Below are 15,347 nucleotides of genomic sequence, written 5' to 3' on the forward strand. Positions count from 1 at the left end.
CACTGCGGGATTAGGAATAACTATGAGCCAAGACAGATCTTTCATTAAAAGTGGTCGAAACACCATAATACATAAAGACAGAAAACTAGATTTAGTGATTGTTAATGGTGAGACTCACCCTAAAATTAAAGTAACAGGTAATGGTCTTGAGCCATTTAAAGAAGAACTGCCAAAAAACCGCCGAGATGCAAAAGAGCGTTACCTCGACGTTGTTTATATTACTAGTGCTGATGTATTTAGCGAAGAAAAACAATTGTTGTTTATTCAATCCTTAGATGGCCGCGAATATAAAGTAGATTACAGTAAAGTTGGCACTAAATTATTTGTTCGTATTCATCAAGATAGCTATTTATAATTTATAATGGCATTTTTTTTGCTTAATAGTTTTATTAGATAATTTTAAGACAAAAAGGTGCTGAGTATGAGAGCAATTTCGTTAATACCACTTATGTCATGCTTGCTTTTGGCTGCATGCGGAGGGGGAGGCGGTGCTGATAACAGTGATATAAAAACATCAGTATTTGCAGGTAACGATCTTCAAGTTGTAGAAAAATCAGAGTTTACTATTTCTGCAAAAGGCTCTCCTGCAGATGGTACATTTACTTGGCAGCGTGTAAGTGGCCCTATTATAGATGTGTTTCCGCTTGAAGGGGCTGAACAAACCATTACTGCACCAGATGTAAAGTCTGACAGTGAACTGGTATTAAGAGTTAGCTATCAAACCTCAGATGGCAGTTTAGTGAATGACAACTTGAGTGTTTTCATTGCCTCTAATAATCAGCTTCCTCTTGCTGTTGTTACTCAAGTTGCTCCTGCAAACTTGCCCTCAGTTTATAAGGATACTGTAACCCTTAGTGGTTTAACTTCCACAGACCCCGATGAAAATGGCGAAATTAGCAGTTATTTGTGGCAATTATTGTCAGGGCCGGATTTAACAATTGATAGCTATACCAATCCAACGCTTAGTTTTCCTCATCCATTATTAGAAAATAACACCAACTTAAAATGGCAGCTCACCGTAACAGATGATGAGGGCGGAGTATCTGCATCACAATTTGATATGACCCTTAATAAAACAGCTCAAGTGATTATTGCCGATGCAGGCGCTAATCAAACAGTAGAAGAGTTTGATAAGGTTATTTTAGATGCCACTGCAAGCGAAGCGGCAACTCAATCTTATCAATGTAAGTGGCAACAACTTACCGGTAATACAGAAACCCTGATTGAATCACAGTCATGTACTGCCAGCTTTTTTGCCTCTGATATTGATTTAAATGCAACGCTTAGCTTTGAAGTACAAGTTATGGACTTAAAAGGGCGCACCGACACAGATACCGTATTTATTGATGTAACACCCAAAGCGCTTGGGTTAATAAATGATACAGGAGTAGGAGAGTGTTATAACAATACTCAGCGAATTAATTGTAATAATGATGAATTTCCAGCTCAAGATGCTGATCTTGGGCGCGATAGTTTTGCCAATCGTTTAGGTAAAGTGGGTAAAGGGAATCTGGCTTTTGATTACACCAAACTTAATGAGTTTGCCGATGAGCTTCTCGATGATGCGCAAAACTTTAGCTGTATTCGTGATAATACTACCGGCCTTGTTTGGGAAGTGAAAAGCCCTTATTCCGGTGTGTTACCAAATACTTCGTTGCGTGATGGACAAAACCGTTATATTTGGCAAGGGACTGTCAATAGTGGCGATGTAGCGGGTAGTGATAATACCACATGCCCGAGCGATACTGATTGCGGATTACAAACCTATATTGATGAAGTTAATGCGCTTGATTTTTGTGGCGGCAGTAACTGGCGTTTACCCACTTATACTGAACTTTTAGGTTTAATTGATTACGGTAAACAAGGGCAAAACGTATTGATAGATACTGCATTTTTTCCTAATACACCATCGACTAACACCGAAGGGCATTTACGCTATTGGACTTCGCAAACGGCTGTTGATGGTGCTAGTTTATCACAGGCTTACATTATTGATATGATGGATGGCAACGACTTAGCCTATCCAAAAGATAATGCCGCTTATGTGCGCTTAGTTAGAAATCGTTAAGGTGATTATTATGAAATTAATTAAAGTCTCTATGTTATTAGCCTTAGGATTAAGTCAGTCACTTGCAGCGCAGCAGTGTTATCAGGAAGTCGCGACTAGCGATGATACCGACCGATTTGTGATTAATATTGATGGCACTGTATCAGATACTAAAACAGGGCTAATGTGGCAGCGCTGTAATTATGGTCAAGTTTATAATAGCGAAACAACTAGCTGCGATGGTGATACTCAACCATTAAACTGGCAGGCCTCACTTAAAGGCGCACTTAATGACACCACGGCAAATTATAACGACTGGCAAGTGCCGAGTATTAAAGAGTTAGCTAGTATAGTAGATCACCGTTGTACCGATCCAAGTATTAATGCGGGTATTTTTTTAGCAACGCAGTCGCAAAATTATTGGTCTAATACCTCGGGTATTAGCAATATAAATTCGGCATGGGTTTATCAGTTTGCAAGTGGTTTAAATAGCTTACATGCTAAAACAAGTAACGTATATTTACGCCTAGTACGCTATGAAAAGTAGTTAATTAATATATTAGCGAATCTAAAAATGCTCTTTTATTTACGGTTAGCCTTTTTATTTACACTATTTTAATAATAAAGCCTGGTTGTAGTTGTCACCCAGGCTATTTTTTTGCCATTATAGGCCGTGAATTAACGACCAAGGACTATAAAGGTGTATTTAAGCTATTTTGGTTTACAAGAAAAGCCATTCTCAATTTCGCCTAATCCCCACTACTTATTTTTAAGTGAACGCCATAAAGAAGCATTAGCGCACCTTACCTATGGACTAGGTGAAGACGGTGGCTTTGTGCTGTTAACAGGTGAAGTGGGTACAGGTAAAACCACCATAACACGTAGTATGTTAGAGCGACTGCCTGAAAATACCCAAGTAGCCATGATCCATAACCCTGCGTTATCAGAACTTGAACTGTTAGCCAGTATTTGCGATGAATTACAAATAACTTACGACGCCAAAAATGCCACGCTGAAGAGTCTAACGGATGTGATTAAAAAGCACCTTGAGTTTAATAATAAAGCGGGGGGGCATACTATTTTAATTATTGATGAAGCACAGTTGCTTGCCCCCGATGTGCTTGAACAACTTCGCTTATTAACCAATATCGAAACCGACCATAAAAAGTTATTACAAATAGTATTAGTTGGGCAGCCTGAGTTACAGCTACTTTTAAAGCGTAATGAGTTAAGGCAACTGGCACAGCGTATTACAGCCAGGTATCACTTGTTAGCGCTAACACGAGGGCAAACCATTGCTTATATTCAACACCGGTTGCATATAGCAGGTTGTGACAAGAAAATATTTTCAATGGAAGCGATGCAAATGGTGCATCAGCTCACAGGCGGTGTGCCACGATTAATGAATCTGGTGTGTGAACGCGCATTAGTAGGGGCATTTTCCAAACAGCAAGAAATTGTTGGCAGTGATATTGTTAAGCAAGCGGCGAGTGAATCTTTACCTATCGACTTTATTGCCACAAATAATAAGGTGAGTAAAATAGGTTCGATTTGGCCTTATAGTGCTGCTGCGTTAATGCTTTTTTGTGCAGGAATTGGCCTGTCATTTATTCTTTAGTTAGGTGATTCATGTCTTATTTATTAGATGCGTTAAAGCAGTCAAAGCACGATACCATGAGCGCAGAGCAATATGACTTGCAAGCGCAACAATTAAAACAACAACACCAGTTGATGACCTATCGTCGAATTAGTTTTTTACTCGCAGGAAGTTTATTGGCAACGGGTATATTGACCAGTGGCTTTTTTGTCGGGAAGTGGCTGCAACAAGAAAATGTAGCCGTAAAAAATAAGGTTGTCCAAAATGACCTTAGTCAAAAAGACTCAGCAGTGGTAGAAAAACCAACAAGCCCAGAGGAAGTACAAAAAACGGTTGTTCAAGCAGTAACAAACCCTCAAGCGCCCCTTGTTACAACTGCGCCTAACAATTCTGTGCCACTGGCAGGGCAATTGGTTTATGTACAAACCCCAACGGGTGTACAGCAAATGTTGCTTACGCCTCAAGGGCAATATTTACCTATGAGCGTTAATCAAGCGTCTCAAGGGCAAGCGCACAATTTCTCGGCGCAGAATAACGTTTCATCTAGTTTTCAATCACCGAGCAACCAACCGAAAAGCGTACCAACTCAGCCAACGAAAAGAACACTCAGTGCCGATGAGTTAAGTAAATACAAAGTGTTAGGTAAACCACTTAATCAAAATGTGCCTGCCCAGCCAGAATCAACCGCTGAACTAGATACGGTTCCCGACACGCTTAAAAATGCGTTTGCGCAAGCCGTTAATGACACAGAAACAACAGCCGACTACGAAGTAACTCAAGGCTCTCGTCATTCATCACGGGTACAACCCGTTGAGCTACTGCCGGATGGCCTACAAAGTATGTTGCCAAGCATTAAATATCAGGCACATATTTATTCGTCGACAGCAGATAAGCGCTGGATAAAACTCAATGGCAGAGAGCTATATGAAGGGGAGTCTATTGGTGCATTGAGGGTGCTAGAAATAGCACCGGATCAGAGCGTACTTGATTTTGATGGCTATGAATTTAGCTTAAAAGCCCTGCAAGATTGGCCACAATAGTGGCCAATTAACTAAAGATAGAGTGCTTATAAAAGCCCTCTAAATCTATATTATATTCTTTGGGTTTCACTGCTGATTCAAGCGTGTCTTGTGTTCTTTTGCTTGATAAGTCAATATCTTGAACTTCAGTGTAACGCCCATGTTTGGCATTAAAAAACGTTTTTACGACTGGTTTTAATGGTGTTGCAGGATTACTTTGGGTCACCAGCCCCACTTTTTGGCTGGAAAGTTTTACCAGCGTGCCCACTGGGTGAATACCAATGCATTGAATAAACTTATTAAGTAGCACGCCATCAAAGCTATCTGGGCAACCTTGTTTTAATATTTTAAACGCCTTAATTGGCTCCATACCCGCTTTATAAACGCGTTCAGCGGTTAATGCATCATATACATCAACAATAGAGGCCATACGAACGTACTGGCTTATTTCATCGCCCTTTTTACCAAAGGGGTAGCCTTTACCATCTAAGCGCTCATGGTGCATACCTGCGATATCAACAGCAATCCCCGTTAATCCTGCGTCTTCTAGTATTTCTTTGCTAAAGCGCGCATGGTTTTGCATCACTTTAAATTCTTCGTCACTGTAGCGACCTGGTTTGTTGAGAATCGCGTCAGGTATTTTTATTTTTCCCATATCATGCAATAGGGCACCTGTTGCAAGTTCTTCAATGATTGGTTTTTCAATATTGAGATGTTTTGCAAAAATACTCATTAAAATAGACACATTTATCGAGTGCTCTAATAAATAGGCATCTTTTTGGCGCATTTGCGTAATGCACGCCAGCGCATCTTGATTTCTAAATACGGAGTCAATAAACCCGCTAGCCAGCTCCCTAAAAGGAGCAACATCAACAGTGCGGCCAGATTCTATATCGCCAAATGCTTTGGTTTGTAAGTTTTTTGCTTCATCATAAAGCTTTTTAGCTTTACTCATTTCTTGCTCAGCGCTGTGGGTTATTAACCATGGATCGCGCTTTTTGATTTCGTGATTAGTAGCAGGCGTTGGTTGTGTTTCAGATTCTTCAGAGGTGAGCATTTTATCAGGATCGATTTCAACCTCTAAAATGCCAGATTTTATTAATTTATCAATTCCACTTTGAGTTTTAACCCAGCCTTGGTTTTTTATTCTAATATTGCCAGTTTGCTTAACAACTTTTTGTACAAACATACCAGGTTTTAGCTGTGTAGTAGGAATGGTTTTCAAAGTGAACTCTAATTAACAAATATGATTAGAGAAAGTAACAAATAAATTCACATTTAGAAATAAAAAAAGGCATCAAATTGATGCCTTTTTAATTAAATGATGACTATTTTCTATTCATCATCTTCAACAAGCGTCATCAACGAGGTGTTACCGCCTGATGCCGTTGTATCGATACTGATTGTTTTTTCAGTAATTAAGCGCTTAATTAGCGTGTCGTAATACTCTGAGCTGATCACTGGCAGTATTGCGCCTTTACGTTGTGCAAGCTGTTGGCTGAAGTAGCCTAAGCGAGAAGAACGTGCAGCAACTACCGCACCCGCTAGGTGAGGGTGTGCCAATATAGCTTGTAACTGGTTTGGTTTAGCTACTTGGAAAACACCTTCAGCAACGCCGGTTGCAATAAACTTATCTCTAAAGGCAACCGCTTCGTCGTAAAATATTTCAGATGCAACAGTAATTACCGTATTACCAGCCGCTAGTGCGGTAATAATAGACAGTGCCCAAAAGTTAAATGAGGTGCTTTTATCTGCGTAACAAACCACACAACCCCGAGCTTCAAGGTGAAGTGTATTCGACTCACCTGTTGGCCCTGGCAATGTTGTATATTTACGCATGTGCTTTTCTAAGCGGTTTAACTGAGCACGTGCATCGGCAAGTGTTAACGCTAAATCGTCCGCGAGGTCGTCAATAATTTCAACCGTCGCTACTTTCGCTAATAACTGACGTACCGCAGAAACACGATCATTCAGTGGCGTTGCACGCCAGATTTTTTCATCGCGCATAGAGTTAACCATCAGCTTTTCTACTTGCTCATTTGCGCCACTGTAGTGGTGTAAATCAAGCTCATCTGGCGTTAGGTTAGTCATTTGTACGTTATCTGGTGAAGCTTTTTCTTTTATTAGGCGTTGTAGGTAGTTTGGTCCACCGGCTTTAGGGCCAGTACCAGAGAGTCCACGGCCACCAAACGGTTGCACGCCAACAATGGCACCAATCATATTACGGTTGATGTATACGTTACCTGCACGCGACATTTTCGCTAAATGTTCACAGCGCTCTTCAATGCGAGAATGGATACCCATTGTTAAGCCGTAACCCGTGTTGTTGATTTGGTCGACAACACTATCAAGCTCACTCGATTTAAAGCGGATAACATGCACACACGGGCCAAATACTTCACGTTTCAATACCGATAAGTCTTTAATTTCGTATAAACGTGGCGCAAAGAAAAATGCGCCATTTTCGCTGTTATCAGGAATTTTACACTCATAGTGAAGTGTTGCATTACCCTTGAGGTATTCAACATGGTCGTTGAGTGTTTTAAGCGCTTTTTCATCTATTACTGGGCCTACGTCTGTAGAGAGTAATGATGGGTCGCCAATATGCAACTCAGCAAGTGCGCCTTTAAGCATATCGATAATGCCATCAGCTACGTCTTCTTGAATAAAGAGTACGCGTAATGCTGAACAGCGTTGACCTGCACTTTGGAAACCAGAACTGATAACATCATCAACAACTTGCTCAGGAAGCGCTGTTGAGTCAACAATCATACAGTTTTGGCCGCCAGTCTCTGCAATTAAAGGCACCTGAATATCGTTACGTGCCGCTAATGTTTGCGAGATAAGCGTGCCCGTTTCAGTTGAACCAGTAAACATAACAGCTTGAATACGCTCATCAGGAACAATGGTTTTACCTACTTCGCTACCGCGAGCAATGACAGGTTGTACAACGTGCTCAGGTAAACCAACTGATAGCATTAATTCAATGGCACGTAGTGCGATTAAGCTGGTTTGCTCTGCTGGTTTTGCAATAACCGTGTTACCAGTAACTATGGCCGCTGCAACTTGACCCAAGAAAATAGCGAGCGGGAAGTTCCATGGGCTAATACATAAAATAACACCACGGGCTTCAAAGCGCTCATCTTGCGCAAGCTCTTCAGCACGGGCTGCGTAGTAACGACAAAAATCAACGGCTTCACGTACTTCATCAATACCATCTTGTGCTACTTTACCTGCTTCTTTAATACAGATAGCAACAAGCTCATCGTGATGGCGCTCTAAAATATCAGCAACGCGACGTAATAAATTGGCGCGCTCTTTTACCGGTGTTTGTGACCATGATTCAAATGCGGTTTCAGCGTTGGCTAGCAACACTTTCATTTCATCGCTATTTTGTAATTTTATATGGCCAATAATTTCTTTATGGTTTGCAGGGTTTTTAACTGCCAGCGCGCCCTCTGGTACTTGGCTTTCATCAATTAAATGCTCTTCAAACCAAGTGTCTAAATTTTCTTTAAACGGGGTGATCACGTTAATATCAGTTAAGTCCATACCTTTTGAATTGGCACGTTCTTCACCGTATAAATCAATTGGCATTTTTATCTGTGTGTTGTATTTATTACGTAAACCTTGCAGTGTTTCAACAGGATCTGGCAATAATGCTTCAACCGGTTGTGTGGTATCTACAATGGCATTTACAAATGACGAGTTAGCGCCGTTTTCTAGTAAACGACGCACAAGGTAAGCAAGCAGGTCTTCGTGTTGGCCGACCGGTGCGTATACGCGGCACTGAATTTTTTCTTCATCAACGATTTGGTCAAATAAAGATTCACCCATACCGTGAAGACGTTGGAATTCAAAACCTTGGTTATCACCTTTGGCTACTTCTAAAATAGTCGCTGCGGTGTAGGCGTTGTGTGTTGCAAATTGAGGGTAAAGTACATCACGTGCTTCAAGCATTTTAATCGCACACGCTTTATATGATACATCCGTGGTTGCTTTACGGGTAAACACCGGGAAATAATCTAAACCATCTTGTTGTGTGGTTTTGATTTCTGTATCCCAGTATGCGCCTTTTACTAAACGCACCATCATTTTTCGACCCACACGAGTTGCTAGGTCGGTTAGCCATTCAATAACAAAAATAGCGCGTTTTTGATAAGCCTGAACCGCTAAACCAAAACCTTGCCAATCGCCTAAATCGTCATCGCTAAATACTGCCTCAATAACATCAAGAGAAATATCTAAACGGTCAGCTTCTTCAGCATCAACAGTAAAGCCGATATCGTATTTTTTAGCGGCAAGGGCTAGCTCTTTTAGTTTTGGAACGATTTCTTCCATTACACGCTCTCTATGAGTGAACTCATATCGAGGGTGAATAGCCGATAACTTTACAGAAATACCTGGGCTTTTTATTGGACCACGGCCATTTGCGGCTTTACCGATAGCATGAATCGCATTCATGTAGCTATCAAAGTAACGCTTGGCGTCTTTCATTGTGCGAGCACCTTCGCCTAGCATATCGTAAGAATATACATAGCCTTTTTGCTCTTTTTCAGCAGCACGCTCAATCGCTTCGTTAATGGTACGACCCATTACGAACTGTTTGCCCATTATCTTCATAGCAAAGTTAACAGACTTACGTATAACTGGCTCGCCTAAACGACCAATGGTTTTTTTGAGTATGCCAAACTGTTGCTCTTTAGTCTTATCGTTATAGTTAACCATTTTACCGGTTACTAATAATCCCCAAGACGAGGCATTAACGAATAAAGAGTCACTACTACCTAAGTGAGAGCTCCAATCGCCGTTTGCTAATTTATCACGTATTAATGTTTCTTGAGTTGCTTTATCAGGAACACGAAGCAGCGCTTCGGCTAAACACATTAATACCACACCCTCTTCACTCGATAGTGAAAATTCATTTAATAGCGCATCAACACCGCTTTGACCGTCTTGGTCTTTACGAATGTTTAAAACTATTTGGCGAGCTCTTTCCCATGCACGGCTTCGTGCTTTAACACCGACTTCTGCAAGTGGTAAAATGTGATCAATAACCGCATTTTCATCTATACGGTAGAAGTCACGGATCTTTTGTCTGATCGGACAAGTCGTTGTTAAATCGCCATTGAATAACATAAGCAACCCTCAGGAGTGTTAAGACTTAGGGTAATTATTAATTACCGCTAAATGTTGTTGGTGTAAAGCGTGCATTCTAATTAAAATCCAGCAGAATATGCTGGTTAATTTTGCCGTTTTACGATAATTTACAGGGCATATTATTAACTTATCCATATAAAATACTGATATGACTAATCCGAATAGATTACGCCTGCTTGATCGTATCGATATATCAATTTTAGACGTTTTGCAGCGCAATGGTAGAATTTCAAATGTTAACCTCGCAAAACAAGTGAATTTAAGTCCTAGTCCTTGTTTAGATAGAGTTAAACGTCTGGAGCAAGAAGGCTACATAGAGGGATATTTTGCAAAATTAAGCGAGGAAAAGCTCAATCAAAGCCTAGTGGCGCATGTGCAGGTATCGTTAGTCACCTCAAATACAGCGGTATTTAAAGTGTTTCGTGAACACATTCTTAAAATTAAGCAGGTTGTTGAATGTGATATGGTGGCGGGTGGTTACGACTATTTATTAAAAATTCGCGTCTCTAATATGGATGAATACAGAGAAGTATTAGGTGATTTGGTTGATATTCCAGGGGTGGGTACACACCACACTTACATGGTAATAGAAAAAATCAAACAGGATCCTGGACTGCGTTTAGATATGTAACCTTTGAGTACATTATTGCAGGTATTAAAAATTGCAGGCATAAAAAAAGCATCTTTCGATGCTTTTTTTATGCCTGCAATATAGGTGGCGCTTACGCCCAACCTTCATAGCGTTTTCTGCGCGATAACACGATGGTTAAAATAATTCCTAAGAACAAACCTAAAAATGCAATAGCACCGCCATAAGTGAGTAGCTGACGCTTTTCTTTAGCACTGGTTGCTTGCTTTAATTGTTGTTCTTGAGCAAGCGAGTCTTGTAATTGACTTATTTGTGCTAACAGCTGAGCATTTTGTTCGGTTAGCTGTGAGTTTTGTTCTTGTAGTTCAGGTAATTCTACTTGCGCTTGGCGTAATTTATTTTGCATAGCGCTAATTTCGCTGTTAAGCGCTTGATACTGCTGCTTTAAACCAGCTGATTCGCTGATGAATTTAGCCTCTACCCAGCCTTCACGGTCTTTATCATCTTTAACTTTTATAAAACCGTTTTGTTCATCAGATAATAAAGTCAGTTGCGTGCCTGCATCTATAGAACCGAGTAAGCGGTAGTCTTTACTGGCGCCTGAACGCATAAAAGTATACAAGTTATCGATTATATAAGCTGTTTTAGCATTAGTAGGCGGCGTTGATTGAGCTTCTTCTGCTTGGCTCATAAACGGGGCGGCTGTTAAAAGCAGCCATAGTAAACAGTGTTTTAGCATTTATCTACCTTGTTAATCTAGCAGTGTCCGTTGTGAACGTGATTTTTATTTCGCATAAGTATATAGATAGTATGGATTTAATAGTTTAATAGCAAGATAGATATTGTAACCAAAGTATTTTGCTTGCGTGTTTATGATTAAAAAATTTGCAATATAGGTCTGCTTTGTTTATTTTGAGCACTTATTAATTTTAAGGGTAATCCGCAAGCCTAATGGATACTGAGATAGAACTGAAGTTTTTGGTATCAGATGACGTCATTCCACTGATCCCCTCGTTAATTACTCAATTTGCAAAAACAGTTACAAACAAGCCTTCTAAAAGTTTGCAAAATGCTTATTATGATACGCCAAGCAGAGAGCTGAGAGCACTCGATATTGGTTTTAGAACGCGTTGTACAGACGAGCGCTGTGAGCAAACAATTAAGCTTGCAGGAGACGTGGTGGGGGGATTACATCAACGTCCAGAATATAACCTTCCCATAGAAACAAATCGACCTAATTTAATGGCGTTTGATTCATCAATTTGGCCACACGGCATGCAAATTGATGTTATATCACAAAACCTCTACCCTATATTTAGTACTAATTTTATCCGCCGTACGTGGTTAATTGAAACGCAAAATGGTGCCAAAATTGAAGTGGTATTAGATAAAGGTGAAGTGGCCGCCTCGGGTAAAGTGGAGATTATTAGCGAGCTCGAAATAGAGCTCGTCGAAGGTAGCCGAGACGAGCTATTTGCTTTAGCAGATAAATTAATAAGCCAAAACAGTGTGCGCTTGGGGCTTTATTCAAAAGCAGCAAGAGGCTACCGCCTAGCGGATAACACACCGTTACAACCGAGTAAATCTATCGGTTTTGTTAAACTTACTAAGCAAGCCACTCAAGAGCAAGCACTTATTGAAGCCATGGGCTTTGGTATTCGCTTTGTGCAAAAACATGAGCAATGCTATTTTGATAAGCCAAGTTTAAAAACATTAAAACGTGTGACCGACGGTATTAGTTTAATTCGTCATAACTTTTGGTTATTTGATGATATTGTCAGTAAAGACAGCACCGAGCACCTCAGAACGGAGCTAAAGTGGTTATTGAGTGAATTAGCATGGGTTGAAAATGCCATTCAGTTAAAAACTTACACTTCTAAGCGCCATGCTTTTTATAAAAAAATAAACAGTGCGCCCGCCTTAGCTCAAGTTATTAATGATTTAAAAGAGTTACAACCGAGTATTGATGATATTTTTGCGCTTTTTCATAGTGCGCGTTACAACCGTTTATTGCTGAGCTTAACAACATGGCTGATAAATAAGCAGTGGCGTAAAGACTGGAGCCAAGCAGAGCTACAAAACGCTGAGCAGCCCGTTATTGATATTGCTCATCGTTTATTTGATAAAGATTGGAAAAATTTACACCGTTTATTGCCTAAAGAGCAAAGTTTAGCGGGCAATGATTATTTAAATTTTCGTACTCAGTTAGAAAATAGCTTACTCAGTGGTAACTGTTTAGGTGCACTGTTTAATAAAGATGAACGATTAGAATTTAGGCTTCCTTGGCTCGATATTTCTCATGGCATGTATGAGTTAAGCACGCTTGATTATTTAAAACAGCTGTGTGGCGGGCAAGAAGATGCTCAACTAGCAAAAATACAACTATGGTTAGAGCAAAAATCTGACTTTTTAGTCAGTGCCATGGAGCAAAGTCGACATGCTTCATTTGATACAGAACCTTATTGGCTTTAATGGCTAAGCACTTTTGTAGCCGGACTTTGCTGCAAAAGTGCATGATTTTTTCACTTTTGTGTTTTGCTACCAATGTGTGTTCACAGCCATCTTGGCAACTTTACGAAAGCAAACAAGGGGTAAGTGTTTATTTTCAGCGTTTAACTGACGATACCTTGAAAATGAAAGCTGAAACGGTGGTGAAAATACCACAGCAGAAGATTTAATCGCCTTATTCAGTGATACCGATGCTGCTCCCCGCTGGATAGAAAATATTGCTAAAGTAAAATTACTGAAATATTTAAGCCCCTCAGAAAACCTTGTTTACAGCTTTATTGACTCCCCTTGGCCCGTTGCAAATAGAGATTTAGTCACGTATTCGTGCTATACGAAACGCAGCGCGTTGCAAACTCAACTTAGTATTCATGCCCGTCCTGATTTTTTACCTAAAACTAAAGGGGTAATAAGAATAAGCACATTAGATGCGACGTGGTTACTGACTCAGCAAGCGAATAACTTGCATATTGACTATCAGGTTTATGCGTTACCAGGCGGAAGTATACCTAATTGGCTAAATAACCGAGTCGCTCTAAAAAGCACCTTTAACACGCTAATAAATCTAGCTGAAATACTCACGACAAAGCAGTACACAGCAAAGCCAACCGTCATCCGTACTGGGGATTGCACACATGGCGAATTGCCGCGGTTATAAGCAAAAAAGTGACCTAAGTGGTCACTTTTTTAAGTGGATATAAGCTAATTAGTATTTAGCGGATTCTCCGTCTTTGGGTAAAGACTGTTTTATAAACTCGCGTAAATCGTTATTAGAGCTTTCTAAATCTGCGTGGCGTAAGTACATCATATGGCCACTGCGGTAGCCTTTAAAGCTTAACCTATCTTGCATTTTACCACTTGGATCTAATTGCCACATGGTGTACTTGGCATCAAAGTAATTGGTTGCACCGTCAAAATAACCCGCCTGAACCATCACATTTAAATAAGGGTTTTGAGCCATAGCTAAACGCAAATTTTCACCGGTATTGTTTCCGCTTCTGTCCCATGGGTGAACGTTACCAAATAAGTTATATTTGATATCGGTTTTGTAATTAAGCTCTTCACGAAGATAATAGTTAATTGCAGGAGTGAAAGAGTGCAGCCATGATGTAAGCTCTGCCCAGTAATCTGGTGACTCACCGGCATCGCGTTTATCTATGCCTAAATAGCGCGAATCCAGTCGACCAACCATTTGTCCGCGTTCACGCAATAACTCTTTCCAAAAAAACTGTGTTGGAATATCTAAATTGTTTTGACTAACAAATGTTTCAGATAGACCTGCATATTTGGCCATTTTTTTAATAATACGACGTTTTTCATCTGGGGCAATAAATCCGCCTTTTGCAAGCGCGGGAATGAGCTCATTAACGGTAAACTGTTCCACTTCAGGTAATAGCTCGTCTAAGTCTTTAGCTTGTAAATCAGCGCTTAATGCCTTGTGGTACCATGCTGTGGCTGCAAAATAAGGTAGGCGGTTAGCGGCTTTTACAGGACCATCGCGCTTAATACCAATATCGGTAGGTGAAACGAGTACAACACCGTTAATGTACATCCATTGACTATTTTGTAGCTCATGCGCTAAGCCTGATACACGAGTGGTACCATAGCTTTCACCAATTAAAAATTTAGGAGAGCGCCAGCGTTCATTGCGAGATACAAAAGTATTAAGCCACTCTGCTAGATATTTTATATCGGCATTCACACCAAAAAATAACTCTTTTTGTTTATCCTTTGGTAGAAGGTTACCATCTTTATCTTCAACGACACGCGAATAACCCGTGTTTACAGGGTTTACGTAAACGATGTCGGCTACGTCTAAAACCGAATAAGGGTTATCTTTAACACCGTAAGGTTGAATAGGGTAGCCTTCGTCGTCAATTTTTAAAACGCGTGGGCCGGTGTATGCTAAATGCATCCAAACTGATGCTGAGCCTGGGCCACCATTGAATGAAATAAGTAATGGGCGCTTTGTTCTATCATCGACCTTATCGCGCGTGTAGTAAGTGTATTGAAGGGTTGCGATAGCATCTCCCTTGTCATCCCATACCGGTTGTGTGCCAGTTGCTACTGTGTAAGAAAATCGTTCATTATTTATTTTTGCTTTGTGCTGGGTAACCACTTTACTGTCAATATCAATGCGACGTTGATTATCGGCAAACGAGGCGCTACTTAGGGTGAGCGCAATAGCGGCAATGGGTAAAAATAGACTTCGACTAAATTTCATAAGTGACCCTTTTTATTTTATGTACTGCAGTTATAGCGATATTTGAGTAAAAAACAAAAGTAATGAGACTAGCAGCCGATAATAATCGTTGAGTTTATGTAATTAAGATTAATCTGATCACAGCAAACAGGCGAAATATGCTTGATGTGTATACCGCACTGTAAGTTTAAGGCGATTAAAAAATTTAATTATTAATTAAGTTTTTA

At 40.2% G+C, this 15,347-nt stretch carries 11 protein-coding genes and 1 pseudogene; 8 read left to right on the forward strand and 4 right to left on the reverse strand.

Annotated features, from left to right (window positions below; all coding sequences use genetic code 11):
- The first annotated feature begins 22 nt into the window (after positions 1-22).
- The 5 genes from KK487_RS04035 to KK487_RS04055 all read left to right on the forward strand — a co-directional run bounded on the left by KK487_RS04035 (position 23) and on the right by KK487_RS04055 (position 4,684).
- Complete coding sequence (locus KK487_RS04035; RefSeq protein WP_013464320.1) at positions 23-355, forward strand: hypothetical protein; 333 nt, start codon at positions 23-25, stop codon at positions 353-355.
- A 66-nt stretch (positions 356-421) separates the two neighbouring features.
- Entirely contained in the window at positions 422-2,068 is a 1,647-nt protein-coding gene (locus tag KK487_RS04040; protein ID WP_024601875.1) for an Lcl C-terminal domain-containing protein, read from the forward strand.
- A 10-nt stretch (positions 2,069-2,078) separates the two neighbouring features.
- Positions 2,079-2,594, forward strand: a complete 516-nt coding sequence (locus tag KK487_RS04045) for an Lcl C-terminal domain-containing protein (protein WP_008465984.1) — start codon at positions 2,079-2,081, stop codon at positions 2,592-2,594.
- 153 nt (positions 2,595-2,747) lie between these two features.
- On the forward strand, positions 2,748-3,665 hold the full coding sequence (locus KK487_RS04050) for an ExeA family protein (RefSeq protein WP_024601876.1): 918 nt from the start codon (positions 2,748-2,750) through the stop codon (positions 3,663-3,665).
- Between the two features lie 11 nt (positions 3,666-3,676).
- Entirely contained in the window at positions 3,677-4,684 is a 1,008-nt protein-coding gene (locus KK487_RS04055; protein WP_024601877.1) for a general secretion pathway protein GspB, read from the forward strand.
- A 7-nt stretch (positions 4,685-4,691) separates the two neighbouring features.
- Here KK487_RS04055 and KK487_RS04060 read toward each other — a convergent pair whose 3' ends face one another.
- Positions 4,692-5,888 (reverse strand): cyclic di-GMP phosphodiesterase, encoded by a 1,197-nt coding sequence (locus KK487_RS04060; RefSeq protein WP_024601878.1) that lies wholly within the window; start codon positions 5,886-5,888, stop codon positions 4,692-4,694.
- A 110-nt stretch (positions 5,889-5,998) separates the two neighbouring features.
- On the reverse strand, positions 5,999-9,802 hold the full coding sequence (gene putA / locus KK487_RS04065; RefSeq protein ID WP_013464326.1) for a bifunctional proline dehydrogenase/L-glutamate gamma-semialdehyde dehydrogenase PutA: 3,804 nt from the start codon (positions 9,800-9,802) through the stop codon (positions 5,999-6,001).
- Between the two features lie 169 nt (positions 9,803-9,971).
- On the opposite strand from putA, the gene KK487_RS04070 reads away from it, so the two are divergent.
- Positions 9,972-10,454 (forward strand): winged helix-turn-helix transcriptional regulator, encoded by a 483-nt coding sequence (locus tag KK487_RS04070; protein ID WP_016899359.1) that lies wholly within the window; start codon positions 9,972-9,974, stop codon positions 10,452-10,454.
- Positions 10,455-10,545: 91 nt separating this feature from the next.
- On the opposite strand, the gene KK487_RS04075 is transcribed toward KK487_RS04070, so the two are convergent.
- Positions 10,546-11,151: a TIGR04211 family SH3 domain-containing protein gene (locus tag KK487_RS04075; protein ID WP_013464329.1), complete on the reverse strand. Its 606-nt coding sequence runs from the start codon at positions 11,149-11,151 to the stop codon at positions 10,546-10,548.
- Between the two features lie 212 nt (positions 11,152-11,363).
- On the opposite strand from KK487_RS04075, the gene KK487_RS04080 reads away from it, so the two are divergent.
- Both KK487_RS04080 and KK487_RS04085 read left to right on the forward strand, forming a co-directional pair.
- A complete protein-coding gene (locus KK487_RS04080; RefSeq protein WP_138764158.1) occupies positions 11,364-12,884 on the forward strand; it encodes a CYTH and CHAD domain-containing protein in 1,521 nt (506 codons plus the stop codon).
- Positions 12,884-13,575: pseudogene (locus KK487_RS04085) on the forward strand (START domain-containing protein). Before KK487_RS04080 ends, KK487_RS04085 begins: the two are co-directional and overlap by 1 nt.
- Positions 13,576-13,623: 48 nt before the next feature.
- Here KK487_RS04085 and KK487_RS04090 read toward each other — a convergent pair.
- Positions 13,624-15,141: a S10 family peptidase gene (locus KK487_RS04090; protein ID WP_128583258.1), complete on the reverse strand. Its 1,518-nt coding sequence runs from the start codon at positions 15,139-15,141 to the stop codon at positions 13,624-13,626.
- Positions 15,142-15,347: the final 206 nt, after the last annotated feature.

The organism is Pseudoalteromonas sp. SiA1 (assembly GCF_018732205.1).
GTDB classification, from domain to species: domain Bacteria; phylum Pseudomonadota; class Gammaproteobacteria; order Enterobacterales; family Alteromonadaceae; genus Pseudoalteromonas; species Pseudoalteromonas tetraodonis.

Excerpts from the sequence above, each read along its gene's own strand:
- KK487_RS04035 (WP_013464320.1), top strand. The coding sequence starts at position 23 with ATGAGCCAAGACAGATCTTTCATTAAAAGTGGTCGAAACACCATAATA.
- KK487_RS04040 (WP_024601875.1), top strand. The coding sequence starts at position 422 with ATGAGAGCAATTTCGTTAATACCACTTATGTCATGCTTGCTTTTGGCT.
- KK487_RS04045 (WP_008465984.1), top strand. The coding sequence starts at position 2,079 with ATGAAATTAATTAAAGTCTCTATGTTATTAGCCTTAGGATTAAGTCAG.
- KK487_RS04055 (WP_024601877.1), top strand. The coding sequence starts at position 3,677 with ATGTCTTATTTATTAGATGCGTTAAAGCAGTCAAAGCACGATACCATG.
- putA (WP_013464326.1), bottom strand. The coding sequence starts at position 9,802 with ATGTTATTCAATGGCGATTTAACAACGACTTGTCCGATCAGACAAAAG.
- KK487_RS04070 (WP_016899359.1), top strand. The coding sequence starts at position 9,972 with ATGACTAATCCGAATAGATTACGCCTGCTTGATCGTATCGATATATCA.
- KK487_RS04075 (WP_013464329.1), bottom strand. The coding sequence starts at position 11,151 with ATGCTAAAACACTGTTTACTATGGCTGCTTTTAACAGCCGCCCCGTTT.
- KK487_RS04080 (WP_138764158.1), top strand. The coding sequence starts at position 11,364 with ATGGATACTGAGATAGAACTGAAGTTTTTGGTATCAGATGACGTCATT.
- KK487_RS04090 (WP_128583258.1), bottom strand. The coding sequence starts at position 15,141 with ATGAAATTTAGTCGAAGTCTATTTTTACCCATTGCCGCTATTGCGCTC.